Genomic DNA, 15364 nt, shown 5'->3' on the forward strand with positions numbered 1-15364 from the left:
GCGAGGCGTGCGCGCGAGTCATGAGCGACCCACGGCACGAGTGGGCCGAACGATAGCACATGTAATTTCTCGTAGTAATTGGCGGCGCCGGGTTTCGGCCCGGCGATCGAGGAAGGAATGGCGCGGGGCCCGCTGCCGTCGGGCCGAGCCGGTCGCGAAGGCTTTCCGGCGACCCGGAGCATCCGCCACGCGGCGGTTCGCCCGATCGGATCGGAAACATTACATCCATCCATCTTTCGCTTACCAAAAACTGTCACCAAGCACCGCTAAGCTTTCGGCACCCTCACAACCGGACCCTCCGTCATGCGCGCTCCGATTCCCGTGTCTGCCCTCCTGTTGCTCCTGCCCGCCCTTGCCGCCGCGCCGGCGCTCGCTGCCACCGCCGCGCCCGTCAGCGCGAACTGCGGCGGCAGCGCGACGCCGATCGCCGAGATTCAGGGGCCGGGCGCGCCGTCGCCGCTCGCCGGCCAGAACGTCTCGATCGAAGCGGTCGTCACCGCCGATTTCGGCGGCGCCGACGGCTTCGGCGGCTTCTTCGTCCAGCAGGCCGATGTGCAGCGCCGCAACCAGCCGGGCGTCTCCGAAGGGCTGTTCGTCTATGCGCCGAAAGCGCGCGCGAAGGCGGGCGATCTCGTCCACGTGACGGGCAAGGTCGAGGAGAAATACGGGCAGACGCAGCTCACGCTGTCGGGCGCGATCGCGGTGTGCGCGAACGGCCAGTCGGTCACGCCCGCGACGCTCGCGCTGCCCGTCGACGACGTGAATGCGTTCGCCGCGTATGAAGGCATGCTGGTGCGGCTGCCGCAGAAGCTGAACGTCACCGACAACTACGAGCTCGGCCGCTACGGCAGCGTGCTGCTCAGCAACGGCCGGCTGCGCACGCCGACGAGCGTCGTGCCGCCCGCGCAGGCGCGGTCGCAAATCGACGCGAACGCACGCAACCGGCTGGTCCTCGACGACGGCTCGAACAAGCAGAACCCGGCGAGCGTCCCGTATCCGCCGCCCGGGCTTTCCGCCGCGAACACGCTGCGCGCGGGCTACACGGTCAGCAACGTCGAAGGCGTGCTCGAGATGCGCTACGGCGCGTGGCGCGTGCAGCCGGTGCCCGGCGCGGCGGCGCCCGCGTTCGATGCGCGCGCGAATCCGCGCACCGCGGCGCCCGCGCGCGATCGGCACGCGAACCTGCGCGTCGCGTCGTTCAATGTCCTCAATTATTTCAACGGCAACGGCCTCGGCGGCGGCTTCGACGATCCGGCCAACCGCGGCGCGAAGACCTATCAGGAGTTCCTGCGCCAGGACGCGAAGATCGTCAGCGCGTTGAAGGCGCTCGACGCCGACGTGATCGGCCTGATGGAAATCCAGAACAACGGCTACGGCGAACTGAGCGCGGTGCGCCAGCTCGCGGCGAAGCTCGGCAGCCACTGGCGCGTCGTCGATCCGGGCACGGCGCGGCTCGGCGGCGACGCGATCGCGGTCGCGCTGATCTACGACAGCCGCAAGGTCGAACCGGTCGGCCGCGCGGCGACGCTCGCGATCGACGACAAGAACCGCCAGCCGCTCGCGCAGACGTTCCGGCGCGTCGGCGGCAAGCATGCGCTGACGGTCGTGGTCAATCATCTGAAATCGAAGAATTGCCCGGACGCGACGAGCGACGATCTCGACCAGGGCGACGGCCAGGGCTGCTGGAACGCGACGCGCACGCGCGCGGCGGCCAGGCTCGCCGACTGGCTCGCCGGCACGCCGACCGGCGCGTCGAGCCAGGGCGTGCTGCTGATCGGCGATTTCAACAGCTACACGCACGAAGACCCGATCCGCCTGCTCGAGTCGCGCGGCTACCGGAACCTCGTGTCGCGCTGGATCGGCGCGAATGCGTACAGCTACGTCTACAACGGCGAAGCGGGCTATCTCGATCACGCGCTCGCGTCGCTGCCGCTCGCGGCGCACGTGAAGGCCGTGCACGAATGGCACATCAACGCGGACGAGCCGGTCGCGCTGCAGTACACGCTCGCGTACAAGAGCGCCGAGCAGCAACGGACCTGGTACGCGCCCGACGCGTATCGCTCGTCGGATCACGATCCGGTGCTGGTCGACATCGCGCTGCCGGGCGGCCGCTGATCGCCGGCCGGGTGGCTTCGCCGCGCGGCATGCACGCGATGCCGCGCGGCGTGGCGAGTGAAGAACGGTTCAGGCCGTGGCAGCAACGGGAAAGCGCAGGATGAAGGTCGTGCCGGCGTCGTCGCTCACCGCCTCGACGTTGCCGCGGTGCAGTTCCATGATCGATTTGACGATGGCGAGACCGAGGCCTGCATTTCTGGACGACCCGTGCCGCGACGCGTCGATGCGATAGAAGCGCTCGAAGATGCGGTCGATGTGCTCCGGCGCGATCGGGCGTCCGCGATTCGTCACCTTGACGACGGAAAACCCCGCGGACGATAGCGCGGCCAGTTCGATCGTCGAGCCGGCCAGCGCATGGTCCAGCGCATTCGACACGAGATTGCTGACCGCTCGGCGAAACAACGTGGCATCGGCCGCCACCCGCGCGTCGCCTTCGACCACGATGCTGATGTCCCTTTCGTCGGCGATGCCCTGGAAGTACGACGCCAGCCGGCCCAGCTCGTTCGCCGCGTCGAGGTCCGACAGCTTCAGGTGCTGTTGCGCGTTGTCGGTGCGCGCGAGGAACAGCATGTTCTCGATCATGCGCTGGAGCCGCTCGCATTCCTCGATGTTCGAGTCGATCAGCGCCTCGTATTCGTCGGTCGTCCTGGGCCTGGACAACGTGACTTGCGACGAGCTGATCACGTTGGCGAGCGGCGTGCGCATGTCGTGCGCGAGGTCCGACGAAAACTGCGACAGGCGGACGAACGCGCGTTCGAGCCGGTCGAGCATGCGATTCACGGAGACGGCGAGTTCGCGCAGCTCGATCGGGCCACCGCCGATGTCGAGCCGCTCGTTCAGGTTGTGCGCCTCGATGCGGGAGGTCTGCCGGCCCAGGCCCTCGACCGGACGCAGGCCGCGGCGCGCAACCGCATAGCCGAGCGCGCCGACGAGGATCGCGCCGACGGCAACCGCGACCCAGATATCGACCCGGTAGCTTTCGAGCAGCGATTGCCGGTCGGTCGCCGTGCGTACCAGCGCCACCCGGATCGCTTCGCCGGACGGCAGCGTCGCTTCGGCGACGATGCAGCGGGACGGCCCGATGCCGTCGGGCGAGCAGCTAAACGGCCGGCGGCCCGGATGCCGGCCGGTGACGAGCGCGTCGAGCTTCACGTCCGGCTTGTCGGTGTGCTCGACCAGCAGCGTGTTGCGGCTGTCGTAGATGCCCAGATAGACGCCGGGATGGGACAGCAGGACTTCGTGAACGATGGCCGGGTTCGTGCGGACGGCCTCGGTCGAGCCGCTCGCGCGCGCAAGCTGCAGGAACTGGTTCAGCTTGCCGCCGATCTCGATGTCGTCGCGCCGCTGCAGCTCCGCCGACAACGACCGGTACAGGTAGGTGCCGGTCAACGCGAACACGAGCGCCGCGACCAGCGCGAATGCGAGCGTCAGCCGCCGGAGCAGCGAGTACGGTGCGGGGCCGTCGGTCACGAGCGGTCCTCGAGCACGTAGCCCATCCCGCGTATCGTATGGATGAGCTTCTTCTCGTATGCGTTGTCGATTTTCGCGCGCAGGCGCTTGATGGCGGCGTCCACCACGTTGGTGTCGCTGTCGAAGTTCATGTCCCAGATCTGGGACGTGATGAAGGTGCGCGTGAGCACCTCGCCTTCGCGTTCGGCGAGGAGCTGCAGCAACGCGAACTCCTGCGCGGTGAGATCGATGCGCGTGTCGCCGCGCTTCACGCGCCGCCTGATGAGGTCTACTTCGAGATCGGCGACGAGCAGGATGTCCCGGACGTTGCGCGGCGCGCGCCGCAGCAGCGCGCGAATGCGGGCCAGGAACTCGGCGTAGGCAAACGGCTTGGGCAGGTAGTCGTCCGCGCCCAATTCAAGGCCGGTCACCTTGTCTTCGATGGCTTCCCGCGCCGTCAGCAGGAGCACCGGCGTCTGCTTCTGCGCCCTCAGGCGCTTGAGCACCTCGAAGCCGTCGATTCCCGGCAGCATGACGTCCAGCACGATCAGGTCGAAGCTTTCGTGCAGCGCCAGGAACAGGCCGTCCTGGCCGTTCTCGGCCACGTCGACCGTGTAGCTCGCCTCCATCAATCCCTTCCGGAGATACGACGCCATTTTCGGCTCGTCTTCGACTATGAGTATCCGCATTGCTGAGTGGGTCGTGCTGTCTCTAGGGTCTGTTTACATACGGAACGCACATGCGTTGCCACGAGAACGGCCGCTCGCGAGGCGTGCGACGCCGCGAATACTGGACGTATTCGCAAGGAGCACAACGCGGCGAGCGGCCGTTCTCGTGGCAACCCCAAACTAAAAAATTCATTCCAGGGGAATGCCCGAAATCGCCCGCATGGCGGCGTCGCGCGTCGCTTGTTTGGCTCGGCCAAACGGCGCTCCTTCCTCCTTGCCCTGCGGGCGATTTCGGGCATTCGCATGTGCGTTCCGTATGTAAACAGACCCTAGTGAGGCGGGTTGGTCCAGGGCCCGAGCTTGGGGCGGCGCGGACGCGCCGGGCATGACGGCTGGATGACAATTTTTTCATGAAGCGCCGGCCGTCGACGGTCCGGACGACGCGCCTGCATGACATTTCGGTCATTTTATGGCCATGCCGGCGTCACGCGCGCGGCGCTAAGCTGCGGCCCACGTTCTGTCCTGACACACTCGATTGCCGCTTCCATGTCGTACTGGCGCAAATTCTTCATCGTCGTCTTGCTGGCGCTGAGCCTTCCGGTTCAGTCGTTTGCGGCCGTCTCGACGCAATGCGCCGCCGCGCAGGACGATGCGCCCCGGTACCTGCAACAGGCCGCGCCAGCATACCACCGCGACATGCAACGCATGGCGCGTGCGGACGGCGCGCATCACCCTCGGCATCACGACGGCGCGCACCACGCGCATGCGTGTTCGACCTGTGCATCGTGCTGCATCGGCACGGGATTGCCGGCGATGCCTGCCGCGGCCGTTGCACCGGACGCCGCTCGCGCCGCCCGCCCCATTCCGCCTCCCGTCGGCGTCGCGTCGTTCCTGACCGACGGCATCGAGCGACCGCCTCGCCGCTTTCCCGTCTAGTTCGCCGTCGCGGTCGATGAACCGCGCTACGCCTTCGACCTGGTGCGCCGATACGCGCCTGCCAGCTGATTCACGACGAGAACACGTATGCGACTTATCTCTGCAGCGCTGCTCGGCGCGGCGGCTACCTTGCCGTCGCTCGCGCATGCCGCAACAACGATGCCTGACCCCACGGACGCAACGACCCCGGTGCCGGCGATGACCATTCCCTCTGCGTTCGACGGCTATCAGCCTTACCGGGACGGCGACGGGCCGACGTGGCTGCAATTGAACAAGGCCGTCCTCGACGAGCCGGCCAAAGGCGGCATGAAGCACGGCGGCGCGCCGGCCCAACCGGCCGGCGGTCATTCGAACCACGCGAAGCACGAGGAAACCGCCAAATGATGCGACGATTCCTTACCGCTCGAATGGGCGCGGGCATCGCGGTGATGGCGTTGCTCGCGGGATGCACCACGTTCTCCAGAGACGGCGGTTTCGATACGGTGTCCACCGCCGCCAAGGAGCGGCTCGGCAAGGACGCGATCGTCGTCAGGACGGACGACGACCGGAATGCCGCGGCAAAACGCACGCAGGAACTGCTCGCCAAGCCGCTCACGATGGACGATGCCATGCAGGTCGCGCTGCTGAACAATCGCGGCCTTCAGGCATCCTACGCGGAACTGGGCCTGTCCGAAGCCGACCTGGTGCAGGCCGGCCGCCTCCCGAACCCCGGGTTCACGTTCAGCCGGACCCGCGCGGGAAACGGCGACCTTAGCATCGGCCGCACGTTCTCGGCGAACGTGCTCGGTCTCCTGACGTTGCCGTTCGCCGCGCGCATCGAAGGGCGCCGCTTCGAGCAGACCAACCTCGAGACGGCGGACGCCATGCTCAAGGTCGCCGCCGACGCGCGTCGCGCGTACGTCAACGCGGTGGCGGCCGAGCAGGCCGCCAGGTACGCGGAGCAGGTGAAGGATTCCGCGGACGCCGGCGCCGAGCTGGCGTCGCGCATGCGTCAGGCGGGCAACTTCAGCAAGCTCGACCATGCGCGCGAGCAGGCGTTCTATGCCGATGCGGCCGCGCAGCTCGCGAAGACGCGCCAGCAAGCCGTCGCCGCGCGCGAAAAGCTGACGCGCACGCTGGGCTTGTGGGGAGGCGGCACGCAGTACATGCTGCCCGAGCGCCTGCCGGACTTGCCGAAGGCGCGCCCGGATCTTCAGGACCTCGAAAGCTACGCGATGCAGAACCGCCTGGACATTCAGGCGGCGAAGCTGCAAACGCAGGGCGTCGCGTCATCGCTGGGGCTCACCAAGGCGACGCGCTTCATCAATGCGCTCGATGTCGGGTATCTGAACAACTACGAGACCGACAAGGGGCATGAGCACGGCTACGAGATCAGCATCGAGATTCCCGTCTTCGACTGGGGCGGCGCGAAGGTCGCCCGTGCGGAAGCCATCTACATGCGCTCGGCCAACCAGCTCGCGCGCACCGCGATCGATGCGCGCTCGGAGGTCCGCGAGTCGTACTCGGCGTACGTGACCAGCTACGACATCGCGAAGCACTATCGCGACGAGGTCGTGCCGCTGCGCAAGACCATCTCGGACGAGCTGCTGCTCCGCTACAACGGCATGCTCGCCAGCGTCTTCGAGCTGCTCGCGGATTCGCGCGAACAGGTCGGCGCGGTCAACAGCTACATCGATTCGCTGAAGGATTATTGGCTTGCGGAAACCGACCTCCAGCAGGCGGTCGGCGGCCATCTGCCCCGCGCGGGCGCAGCGCAGCCTGCTTCGGCTCCCACGGCGCAACCGGCGCCGGCAACGCATTCGGAAGGTCAATAACATGGTGTCCCGACGACAATTCCTCAGCGGCTCCGGGGCCGCACTCCTCGGCGCCGCGATGGTCAGCAAGGCGGGCGCCGCGTCGCTCCCCGAAGCACCGACGATGGCGAAGGCGGCGACGCAGCCGCCGCTCGCGCCGCCCAACGGACGCCCGTATACGCCGGTGTCGACGCTCAACGGCTGGAGCCTGCCGTGGCGAATGAAGAACGGCTGGAAGGAATTCCACCTGACGGCCGAGCCGGTCGTGCGCGAGATGGCGCCCGGCATGAAGGCGAACCTGTGGGGCTACAACGGGCAAACGCCCGGCCCGACCATCGAGGCGGTCGAGGGCGACAAGGTCCGCATCTTCGTGACGAACCGGCTGCCCGAGCACACGACCGTGCACTGGCACGGCATGCTGCTGCCCAGCGGGATGGACGGCGTCGGGGGGCTCACGCAGCCGCACATCCCACCCGGCAAGACGTTCGTCTACGAGTTCGAGCTGGAGAAGCACGGGACCTTCATGTATCACCCGCACGCCGACGAGATGGTGCAGATGGCGATGGGAATGATGGGCATGTTCATCGTGCACCCGAAGGACCGCGGCGTGATGCCGGTCGACCGGGACTTCGTGTTCCTGCTGGCGGCCTACGACATCGACCCGGGCAGCTACACGCCGCGCGTCAACGAGATGACGGACTTCAACATGTGGACGTTCAATTCGCGCGTGTTCCCGGGCATCGACCCGCTGCCGGTGCGCGCGGGCGACCGCGTGCGCATCCGGTTCGGCAACCTGACGATGACGAATCATCCGATCCACCTGCACGGCTACAGCTTCGAGGTGGCCGGCACGGACGGCGGGTGGATTCCGCCGGCCGCGCGCTGGCCGGAGGTGACGGCCGACGTCGCGGTGGGCCAGATGCGCGCGATCGAGTTCACCGCGAACCGCCCCGGCGACTGGGCGCTCCACTGCCACAAGTCGCATCACACGATGAATGCGATGGGCCATCAGGTGCCGAACCTCATCGGCGTGCCGCAGAAGGATCTCGCGAAACGCATCAACAAGCTGGTGCCCGACTACATGGCGATGGGCAGCACCGGCGGCGCGATGGGCGAGATGGAGATGCCGCTGCCCGACAACACGCTGCCGATGATGACCGGCACCGGGCCTTTCGGGCCGCTGGAGATGGGCGGCATGTTCACCGTCGTCAAGGTGCGGCAAGGGCTGGGCCGGAACGACTACCGCGACCCGGGCTGGTTCAGGCATCCGAAGGGAACCGTGGCCTACGAATACACCGGCGAACTGCCGGACGGCTGAACGACACAACCAGGCCGGGCCAGACCCGGCCGACCGTTTCATCCCCTCAACCCTGGAGAAAGCACGATGAAAAAAGCACTTGTTTCGATTGCGATGGGCTGCGCCCTCGCGTTCTCGGCCGCGTCGCATGCGGCCGGCGAGATGGGCAACATGGACATGAGCGGCGCGAAGCAGGGCGCCGAAGCGGCGAGCGGCATGTCGCACGGTGAAATCAGGAAGGTCGACACGGCGGCCGGCAAGCTGACCATCAAGCATGGCCCGCTGGAGAACCTCGGCATGGACGCGATGACGATGGTCTTCAAGGTCAAGGACGCGGCGATGCTGTCGCAGGTGAAGGCCGGCGACAAGATCGATTTCGTCGCCGACGAAGTGAACGGTGCGCTCACCGTCACGAAGCTGCAGAAGCAGTGACGAGACGAGCCCCGACATGAAGACATTCACCCTCAAGCACTTCGCCGGACTGGCCGCGACCGGCGCGTTGGCGTTCGCGCCGGTTGCGGCGCTGGCGCACGGCAAGCTGGAAAGCGCGGTGCCCGCATCGGGCAGCATGGTCGATGTGGCGCCCGACGTGTTGCGCCTTGCCTTCAACGAAGACCTCGAACCGACCTTCAGTTCGGTCAAGGTATCCGACGCAGGCGGCGCCGCCGTCACGAAGGAGAAGGCCAAGGTCGACGCGTCCGCGCCGCGCGTCATGACGGTCGCGGTGCCGAAGCTGGCGTCGGGCACGTACACGGTCCAGTGGACCGCGATGACCGCGGATGCGCACAAGACCAAAGGCGCCTACGTGTTCAGGGTGAAGTGATGAACGACGGGTTCCTCGGCATCTTGAGGCTGGTCGCGGTCGCCGTGCAGAACGTCGGCTTCGCCGTCGTCGTCGGTGCGCTGCTCGGCAACCGATGGCTCGCGCGCGGCGCATCCGACTGGCAGGCGGGCATGGCTCGGCGTCTGGTCTCGACGATGCGCATCGCATCCGTCGTGTCGCTGCTGGCGAGCATGCTGTCGTTCTGGGCGCACTGCGCGTTGATGAGCGAGTCGACGCTGTTCGAAGCCGGTCCGGCCGTGTGGTCGATGCTCGCGGGAACCGGCTTTGGGCATGCGTGGCTGGTCGGCGCCGGCTTCACGCTTTGCATCGTCGTGCTGTCGTTTCTGCCGTCACGAAGCGACGTGCGTGTTCCGTTCGCGATGTGGATTGCGCTGGCGGGTGTCGCGCTTGCGCGCAGCAACGGCGGGCATCCGGTGGATGCCGGGCTGTTCAGCGTGCCGGTCTGGGTGGACTGGCTGCATCTGCTGGCCATCAGCGCGTGGGTTGGCCTCGTGCTGGTGACGACGTATGCGGTGATGCCGTCTCTGATTCGCGCTCCGGGAAGTGAATACCGGAACGGCGCGTCGTTCGTGCAATCGCTTTCCGATGCGTCGACGTGGGCGCTGATCGTCCTGTTCAGTACGGGCGCATACAACGGATGGCGCGGAGTCGGTACGCCTTCGAACCTGCTGGCGTCCGCTTATGGGCAGGTGCTGCTGCTCAAGCTCGCGCTGGTGCTGATTGCCGCGGCGCTCGGGGCGCACAACCGGTTCTTCGAAATGCCGAAGCTGCTGGCCGCGTTGAAGCATCCTGCCGCGGCATCGCCGGCGGGCCCGCTGCGCCGTTTCGGCGCGGTGCTCAAGGTCGAGTCGCTCGTGCTGGCCGGCGTGCTGCTGGTCGCGGCCGTGCTCGTCTCGAGTGCGCTGCCGGGCACGACGTAAACCGGCTGGGTTGCGGTATCCGTCCACGCGGGTGGGTCGTCCGTGACGCTGCGGCTTTGGCATGCGGCGGCCATCCTTTGCCGGCCCGGCCATCGAGCGTCTGGCTCAAGCCCTCAGTTCAGCCAGAATCTGCCCGGCGAGAAAATCACAGGGCGGTCGACCGGACCGGGCACTGCGGGCAAGGACGACTTCGAGTTCGTCCAGCGGCGGCAACCCTTCGTTCTGCGATAGCTGAACGAGGTGCCCCGGCACGCCGCATTTGGCGAGGGGCGCTATCGCGAGCCCTGCTTCGACCATGCTGATCAGGCCCATCAGGCTCGGGCTTTCGTAGGACATCCGGTATTTGATGTTCGCGCGCTGAAGCGCGCTGATGGCATGGGCGCGCGCCGTACTGCCATGCGCAAAAACGGCGATCGGAAGCGGGCGCTCCTTCCACACCTTTCTTGCGGGCGACCCGGCCCACACCATCGGCTCGAACCGGAGGAATTCGCCCGCAACGCCCTTCGCTTTCGTGATGCAGGCGAGGTCCAGCGTGTTGTCCTTGAGCAATGGCACGAGCGCGTGGCTAGGCAGGCCGATTACCCGAATTTCGACACGCGGATGCGCCACCGCGAACTTTCCCAGAACCTGCGGCAGCAGCGACGACGCGTAGTCATCGGGAACGCCGATGGTGACGCGGCCCTTTACTTCGGGGCGAACGACCGACGCCCACGCTTCATCCCGCATCGCAAGCATGCGACGGCCATAGTCCAAAAGCGTCGTGCCTTCCGGGGTAATCGTTACGTTACGGGTGCTTCGCACGAAAAGCGGCTTGCCCAGCGCTTCCTCGAGCGCCTTGATTTGCATGCTGACCGCCGACGGCGATCGATGCACGGACTCCGCACCTCGAGCAAACGAACCCGTATCGGCAATCGCCACGAGCATCTCGAGCACGTCCAGGTCGAGCTTCTTCATCTTCTTCAGAAAATCTGATCAATGGATTCAGTTTAATTCGTTTTACTGGAGTTTGCATCGAACCGATACTGCGATCGTCGAACACTTCAGGAGCACAGCAATGTACGGTTCCGCATCGATGTACGGATTTCTGACGGTTGCCGGAATGATTGCCGTGACGCCGGGCCCGAACATGGTCTACGTAATGTCGCGCTCGATCGCGCAAGGCCGAACGGCCGGGCTTATTTCGCTTGCGGGCGTCATGCTCGGCTACCTCTTCTACATGTTTGGCGCAGCGTTCGGCATCACGGCATTTTTCTTGAGCGTGCCTTATGCAGGCAGTGTGTTGGGTGCGGTGGGCGCCGTGTATCTGTTCTATCTGGCGTGGCAGGCCGTGAAGCCCGGCGGCCGCTCTCCGCTGGAGGTTCGCGATCTGCCCCGGGAACAGCCGCGCCGGCTTTTCGCGATGGGCGCCGCGACGAGCCTGTTGAATCCGAAGCTCGCGATGATCTTTCTGTCACTCCTGCCGCAATTCATCAACGATCATGACGGCAGCGTTCTCAGGCAGTCGCTTGTGCTCGGTTCGTCGTTGATCGTCGCGTTCGCATTGGTCAATGGCTTCGTGGCGATCTGCTCCGGCGCCCTGGCGACGTTCCTCGCCAGTCGCCCGGGACTCCTGCTGGCTCAACGCTGGAGCATGGGCGTGATGCTGCTTGCGCTTGGCGCGCACATGACCACGGACGCGTTGAAGGCGGGAGGCATCGGTTGAATTCGGTGGCGGATGAAAGCGGCGTGACCGAAAGGTCATGCATGCGTCACGGGCCATTCAGGGGCCGCTCTCCAGAATGCAAGCCATTGGAGTCGCCTGTCGCGATTCCGGGTTTCGAACCGGAGAGATCACATGAACATTCGAATTGTCGTCGCCATGGTTGTTGCCGCAACCGCTGTCACGTCCGCCTTCGCGGATGGCGGTCACGATTACCCCGGCGCATACGCGGCGAGTAGCGCGTCGAGCACCCGCGGCGCTGCTGCCGTTGCCGTTGCGTCGGCCAGCCCGTCCGGGAATTCGGCTCCGTCCGGAAAGACGCGCGAGCAAGTCCGTCAGGAGCTGATTCGCGCGTATCACGATGGTCTGCTGCCGACCAGCAACCACGACTATCCGCCGGGCCCTGAAACCATTGCGCGGAACAAGGAACTCCACAGCCTGCGCGAACCGGTGTGGGCGGCACAACATTGATGCGCTAGAGTTCGCGGTTCGCCTGTATCGAATGCGGTTTCGAGGAAAACGCCGATGTGGTCGGCGCGATCAATATACTGGCGCGGGGACACCGCGTTGCAGCCTGTGGAGAGCCGGTGCAGTCGGGCCGCTCGGTGAAGCAGGAACCCGCCGAGGCAATCTGAAGCAAGCGTCATCGTTTCAGAAGCGGTAGGAATTCCCGGCATTCAGGCAGGGGAGGATGTCAACGAGATGGACTGCGCGCGCGGCCGCTTCAAGCCGCTGCTCGATCACGTGCGCCGCAACCTCGGCGCGCGTCATCGCGTCAGCGACATGGCCGAGCGCGCGTGCATGAGTCCGCGCCATTTCGCGCGGGCGTTCCAGGAAGAAACCGGTCTCACGCCTGCGAAGGCGGTGGAAAAACTGCGCGTGGAAGCGGCGCGCGCCGCGCTCGAAAGCGGGGCGTCGTCGCTGCAGCGCGTGGCGAACGAATGCGGTTTCGGCGACGCCGAGAACATGCGCCGCAGCTTCGTGCGGCTGCTGGACGTCCCGCCGTCGCTGCTGCGCGCGCGCTGACGCGACGCATCACGGATGCCACGTCAGCTTCGCATCGATGGGCGTTTCCGTGACGAGTCTGAAACCGAGTTGCTCGTAGAGGCGCCGCGCCGGATTGCCCCGAAGAACGCTCAGCGAGACGGGTACGCCCGCGCGTGTCGCCTCAGCCAATACGGCGCGCAGTACCGCGTTGCCAATGCCTTTGCCCTGGTGTGCGGGCAATATCTGGATTTGATGAAGGTGCCACTCATCCGGCGCGCGGCTCAACTTGAGAAGCCCGATGCTTTCGGTGCCGTCGCAGATGATCTTCGCGTCCTCGAAGTTCGCGCGGATGCGGCCGTAGTGCGTGTCGTCGTCGGTGGGGATGCCGGAGCGTTGCAGATGCGCCGTCATCGTGAGCTTGCGCAGTCTCAGGAGGAATGGGACGTCAGCCGGCGTTGCCGCGCGTAGCGTGATGGGTGAGGTCATGTGCTTCTACCGGTGGAAAGTAGCGCTCGTCACGTGAGTGGCGGAATCCCGCAAATAGAAGAATCATTCTATATGCCGAGGAATTTTGCTTCGCTTTTTGTGTGCGGGTCCGGCGATTCTGATTTAAATTGATTCCCCGCTTGCGGCCATCGGGTTCGATGAATAGCCATATCGCAATGCGCATTTCATCTCTTGCGCATGCGGGTCGGCGCCCGTTGGTCAACTCCCGATATTTCAAGCTTTGTTCACCGCGCTCTTCCCCGCGAAAGACCTGCCAAGGCTGCTCATGAATAACAAACCGGCTCTCACCGCCGATGCGCCGCTGGAAAGCGCTGCATCGGCTTTTCGCGCGATGGCGCTGGCGTGCCTGATCGTATTCATGGCGCAGATGGCGACGACGGTTTATCTGCCGTCCTTGCCCATCGTCATGCGCGAGCTGAAGATGACGCAGGGCAGCGCCGAGCTGTCCATCTCCGCCTATGTGATCGGCGCGGCGCTGCCCGTCCTGTTCTGGGGCGCCGCGGCGGAACGCTGGGGCAGGCGCGCGCCTTTGCTGATCTCCTTGCTGCTGTTCGCGGCCAGCAGCCTGCTGCTCGCAAGCTGCACGTCCGCGCTCGCGCTGCTGGTGTTGCGCGCCATTCAGGGCATCGCGGGCGGCGGCGCGGCGATCATCGCCAGGATCATCGTGCGGGACAACTGGCGCGGCGACGAACTGGCGCGACGGCTGTCCGTGCTGTCGATCGCGTTCATCACGGCACTGGGCGGCGGCCAGTTCATCGGCGGGCTGATCGGTCAGTACAGCCATTGGCAAGCGGGTTTCGTGCTGATGGCCGTCACCGCCGCGCTGGCGATCGGCATCTCGTATTCGCTGCCTTTGAAGGCGGGACGCCGCGCCGCCGTCATGTCGGGCATGGCCGGCACATACCGCGCCGTGCTGCGGCGCCCGGGCTTTCTGTGGCCGGCCTGCGCGGGAGGGCTGGGATTCGCCGCGACCGTGACCTTGCAGGAAGTGAGTCCTTTCGTGTTCCAGGAGCATTTCAAGTTGCCCGTGACGGGCTTCGGCAGTATCGGCCTGCTGATCGGCGTCGCCTATTTCAGCGGCGCGATGCTGGTCAATCGCTTCGTGAGCCGGCTTGGCGGCGTGCGATTGATGCATGCCGGCGCGACGCTGCTGGCGCTTGCGACCACGCTGATGCTGGTGTCCTGGCTGGGCGGCCTGCTGAACCATTTCGCCGGGCTGGGGAGCTTCATCGCGCTGTATTGCCTGACGATTTTCGGTCAGGCGGTGCTGTTTCCCAACAGCATGGCGACCGCCGTCAGCGATGCCCACGAGTACGGCGCGCATGCGATGGCCTTGTGCGGCTTCCTGCAGCAAGGACTGGCGGGCATCGCCGCGACTGCCGCCGTGCTGTTGCACCATGACGGCGCGTGGACCCTCGCCGTGTTCGTGCTCGGTGCGCTGACCTTGCTTCAGGTGAAGTTGAAAATCAGAGGCAGGTAGCTTCGATGCGCGGGAGTCGATGACCGAAAGCAGGGCGCATCAGGAATCTCTGCTTCTTCGATTACGACTTTTCGACGACCCCTCCCCAAAACGCGCGAATTGCCGCGACGCCATGCGCGCCAGCGTCGCGGGCTTCGGCCAACGTATCGGCGGACATTCCGCCCAACGCATAGATCGGAATCGAGGTCAGCGCCGCGAGTTCGCGAAAACGCGGCCAGCCAAGCGGTTCGGCAGTGGTATGCGTTGCAGTCGGTAGGACAGGCGAGAGGGTCAACAGGTCGGCCCCTATCCGATTTGCATGCTGTATCTGGTTGGCGTCGTGACATGCAGCGGAAACCAGGAATCCTGCGGGCAACGGTCTGCTCGAGCACGCCATCAGGCGAGTGCTGGTGAGATGTACGCCGTCTGCGTGCAGCGTCTCTGCCACTTCAGGCGGCGCGTTCAGCAGCAGCCGCGCATCGTGGCGCCGGCAACACGTCAACGCTTGCTCGGCCAGCCACGCATACTGCGCGGCAGTCACGGTTTTGGCGCGGAGCTGTACCAGGCGGATGCCCGCCTTCAACGCGCGTTCGAGATCCACGAGAAAGCCGCCTAACGGTTTGTCGGCCGGAGGTTCCGGCGTGACCAGACAGGTCGACGGCAACTTGGTTGATTGCTGCATAGGGCTTG

The 15364-nt window shown here is 65.8% G+C and carries 17 protein-coding genes and 1 pseudogene; 13 read left to right on the forward strand and 5 right to left on the reverse strand.

Annotated elements, in window-relative coordinates:
- Positions 1 to 303 precede the first annotated feature (303 nt).
- Positions 304 to 2115 carry an ExeM/NucH family extracellular endonuclease gene (locus tag KY49_RS24185; protein WP_042587023.1) on the forward strand — a complete coding sequence of 604 codons (1812 nt, stop codon included), beginning with the start codon at positions 304 to 306 and terminating at the stop codon, positions 2113 to 2115.
- A 69-nt stretch (positions 2116 to 2184) separates the two neighbouring features.
- On the opposite strand, the gene KY49_RS24190 is transcribed toward KY49_RS24185, so the two are convergent.
- On the reverse strand, positions 2185 to 3585 hold the full coding sequence (locus tag KY49_RS24190; RefSeq protein WP_042587024.1) for a heavy metal sensor histidine kinase: 1401 nt from the start codon (positions 3583 to 3585) through the stop codon (positions 2185 to 2187).
- Positions 3582 to 4253 (reverse strand): heavy metal response regulator transcription factor, encoded by a 672-nt coding sequence (locus KY49_RS24195; protein ID WP_042587025.1) that lies wholly within the window; start codon positions 4251 to 4253, stop codon positions 3582 to 3584. The genes KY49_RS24190 and KY49_RS24195 overlap by 4 nt, the downstream gene beginning before the upstream one ends.
- 525 nt (positions 4254 to 4778) lie before the next feature.
- Between KY49_RS24195 and KY49_RS24200 the strand changes: the two genes are divergently transcribed.
- From KY49_RS24200 to KY49_RS24230, 7 genes are all read left to right on the forward strand, one after another.
- Positions 4779 to 5168 (forward strand): DUF2946 family protein, encoded by a 390-nt coding sequence (locus KY49_RS24200; protein ID WP_042587026.1) that lies wholly within the window; start codon positions 4779 to 4781, stop codon positions 5166 to 5168.
- Positions 5169 to 5366: 198 nt separating this feature from the next.
- Positions 5367 to 5552, forward strand: a complete 186-nt coding sequence (locus KY49_RS39325) for a hypothetical protein (protein WP_442854644.1) — start codon at positions 5367 to 5369, stop codon at positions 5550 to 5552.
- Positions 5549 to 6982: a TolC family protein gene (locus tag KY49_RS24210; protein WP_042587028.1), complete on the forward strand. Its 1434-nt coding sequence runs from the start codon at positions 5549 to 5551 to the stop codon at positions 6980 to 6982. The genes KY49_RS39325 and KY49_RS24210 overlap by 4 nt, the downstream gene beginning before the upstream one ends.
- 1 nt (position 6983) lies before the next feature.
- Positions 6984 to 8279 (forward strand): multicopper oxidase family protein, encoded by a 1296-nt coding sequence (locus tag KY49_RS24215; RefSeq protein ID WP_042587029.1) that lies wholly within the window; start codon positions 6984 to 6986, stop codon positions 8277 to 8279.
- A 66-nt stretch (positions 8280 to 8345) separates the two neighbouring features.
- Positions 8346 to 8690 carry a copper-binding protein gene (locus tag KY49_RS24220; protein WP_042587030.1) on the forward strand — a complete coding sequence of 115 codons (345 nt, stop codon included), beginning with the start codon at positions 8346 to 8348 and terminating at the stop codon, positions 8688 to 8690.
- A gap of 16 nt (positions 8691 to 8706) precedes the next feature.
- Complete coding sequence (locus tag KY49_RS24225; protein WP_042587031.1) at positions 8707 to 9081, forward strand: copper resistance CopC family protein; 375 nt, start codon at positions 8707 to 8709, stop codon at positions 9079 to 9081.
- Positions 9081 to 10022, forward strand: coding sequence for a copper resistance D family protein (locus KY49_RS24230; RefSeq protein WP_042587032.1), 942 nt, complete (start codon positions 9081 to 9083; stop codon positions 10020 to 10022). The genes KY49_RS24225 and KY49_RS24230 overlap by 1 nt, the downstream gene beginning before the upstream one ends.
- Before the next feature lie 105 nt (positions 10023 to 10127).
- Here the strand turns inward: KY49_RS24230 and KY49_RS24235 are convergent, their stop codons facing one another.
- Entirely contained in the window at positions 10128 to 10976 is an 849-nt protein-coding gene (locus KY49_RS24235; RefSeq protein WP_042587033.1) for a LysR substrate-binding domain-containing protein, read from the reverse strand.
- 100 nt (positions 10977 to 11076) lie between these two features.
- On the opposite strand from KY49_RS24235, the gene KY49_RS24240 reads away from it, so the two are divergent.
- The 4 genes and pseudogenes from KY49_RS24240 to KY49_RS24250 all read left to right on the forward strand — a co-directional run bounded on the left by KY49_RS24240 (position 11077) and on the right by KY49_RS24250 (position 12747).
- Positions 11077 to 11724 carry a LysE family translocator gene (locus KY49_RS24240; RefSeq protein ID WP_042587034.1) on the forward strand — a complete coding sequence of 216 codons (648 nt, stop codon included), beginning with the start codon at positions 11077 to 11079 and terminating at the stop codon, positions 11722 to 11724.
- Positions 11725 to 11856: 132 nt separating this feature from the next.
- Positions 11857 to 12192, forward strand: a complete 336-nt coding sequence (locus tag KY49_RS24245) for a DUF4148 domain-containing protein (RefSeq protein ID WP_042587035.1) — start codon at positions 11857 to 11859, stop codon at positions 12190 to 12192.
- A gap of 11 nt (positions 12193 to 12203) precedes the next feature.
- A pseudogene (locus KY49_RS36150) lies at positions 12204 to 12356 on the forward strand (RNA-guided endonuclease InsQ/TnpB family protein); the annotation flags it as partial.
- Positions 12357 to 12423: 67 nt separating this feature from the next.
- Complete coding sequence (locus KY49_RS24250) at positions 12424 to 12747, forward strand: helix-turn-helix domain-containing protein (RefSeq protein WP_231636474.1); 324 nt, start codon at positions 12424 to 12426, stop codon at positions 12745 to 12747.
- Positions 12748 to 12756: 9 nt separating this feature from the next.
- Here the strand turns inward: KY49_RS24250 and KY49_RS24255 are convergent, their stop codons facing one another.
- Positions 12757 to 13194, reverse strand: a complete 438-nt coding sequence (locus tag KY49_RS24255) for a GNAT family N-acetyltransferase (RefSeq protein ID WP_042587036.1) — start codon at positions 13192 to 13194, stop codon at positions 12757 to 12759.
- Positions 13195 to 13480: 286 nt separating this feature from the next.
- On the opposite strand from KY49_RS24255, the gene KY49_RS24260 reads away from it, so the two are divergent.
- A complete protein-coding gene (locus KY49_RS24260; RefSeq protein ID WP_082062496.1) occupies positions 13481 to 14695 on the forward strand; it encodes an MFS transporter in 1215 nt (404 codons plus the stop codon).
- A 61-nt stretch (positions 14696 to 14756) separates the two neighbouring features.
- Here the strand turns inward: KY49_RS24260 and KY49_RS24265 are convergent, their stop codons facing one another.
- A complete protein-coding gene (locus KY49_RS24265; protein WP_042587037.1) occupies positions 14757 to 15356 on the reverse strand; it encodes a thiamine phosphate synthase in 600 nt (199 codons plus the stop codon).
- Positions 15357 to 15364 lie beyond the last annotated feature (8 nt).

The sequence above is a fragment of the Burkholderia sp. MSHR3999 genome (assembly GCF_000833595.1).
GTDB lineage: Bacteria > Pseudomonadota > Gammaproteobacteria > Burkholderiales > Burkholderiaceae > Burkholderia > Burkholderia ubonensis.

Bases quoted from the DNA above. Each gene is read 5' to 3' on its own strand.
- KY49_RS24225 (WP_042587031.1), top strand. From the start codon at position 8,707: ATGAAGACATTCACCCTCAAGCACTTCGCCGGACTGGCCGCGACCGGC.
- KY49_RS39325 (WP_442854644.1), top strand. From the start codon at position 5,367: ATGACCATTCCCTCTGCGTTCGACGGCTATCAGCCTTACCGGGACGGC.
- KY49_RS24200 (WP_042587026.1), top strand. From the start codon at position 4,779: ATGTCGTACTGGCGCAAATTCTTCATCGTCGTCTTGCTGGCGCTGAGC.
- KY49_RS24265 (WP_042587037.1), bottom strand. From the start codon at position 15,356: ATGCAGCAATCAACCAAGTTGCCGTCGACCTGTCTGGTCACGCCGGAA.
- KY49_RS24195 (WP_042587025.1), bottom strand. From the start codon at position 4,253: ATGCGGATACTCATAGTCGAAGACGAGCCGAAAATGGCGTCGTATCTC.
- KY49_RS24210 (WP_042587028.1), top strand. From the start codon at position 5,549: ATGATGCGACGATTCCTTACCGCTCGAATGGGCGCGGGCATCGCGGTG.
- KY49_RS24220 (WP_042587030.1), top strand. From the start codon at position 8,346: ATGAAAAAAGCACTTGTTTCGATTGCGATGGGCTGCGCCCTCGCGTTC.
- KY49_RS24215 (WP_042587029.1), top strand. From the start codon at position 6,984: ATGGTGTCCCGACGACAATTCCTCAGCGGCTCCGGGGCCGCACTCCTC.
- KY49_RS24245 (WP_042587035.1), top strand. From the start codon at position 11,857: ATGAACATTCGAATTGTCGTCGCCATGGTTGTTGCCGCAACCGCTGTC.
- KY49_RS24240 (WP_042587034.1), top strand. From the start codon at position 11,077: ATGTACGGTTCCGCATCGATGTACGGATTTCTGACGGTTGCCGGAATG.
- KY49_RS24260 (WP_082062496.1), top strand. From the start codon at position 13,481: ATGAATAACAAACCGGCTCTCACCGCCGATGCGCCGCTGGAAAGCGCT.
- KY49_RS24250 (WP_231636474.1), top strand. From the start codon at position 12,424: ATGGACTGCGCGCGCGGCCGCTTCAAGCCGCTGCTCGATCACGTGCGC.
- KY49_RS24185 (WP_042587023.1), top strand. From the start codon at position 304: ATGCGCGCTCCGATTCCCGTGTCTGCCCTCCTGTTGCTCCTGCCCGCC.
- KY49_RS24255 (WP_042587036.1), bottom strand. From the start codon at position 13,194: ATGACCTCACCCATCACGCTACGCGCGGCAACGCCGGCTGACGTCCCA.
- KY49_RS24230 (WP_042587032.1), top strand. From the start codon at position 9,081: ATGAACGACGGGTTCCTCGGCATCTTGAGGCTGGTCGCGGTCGCCGTG.
- KY49_RS24235 (WP_042587033.1), bottom strand. From the start codon at position 10,976: ATGAAGAAGCTCGACCTGGACGTGCTCGAGATGCTCGTGGCGATTGCC.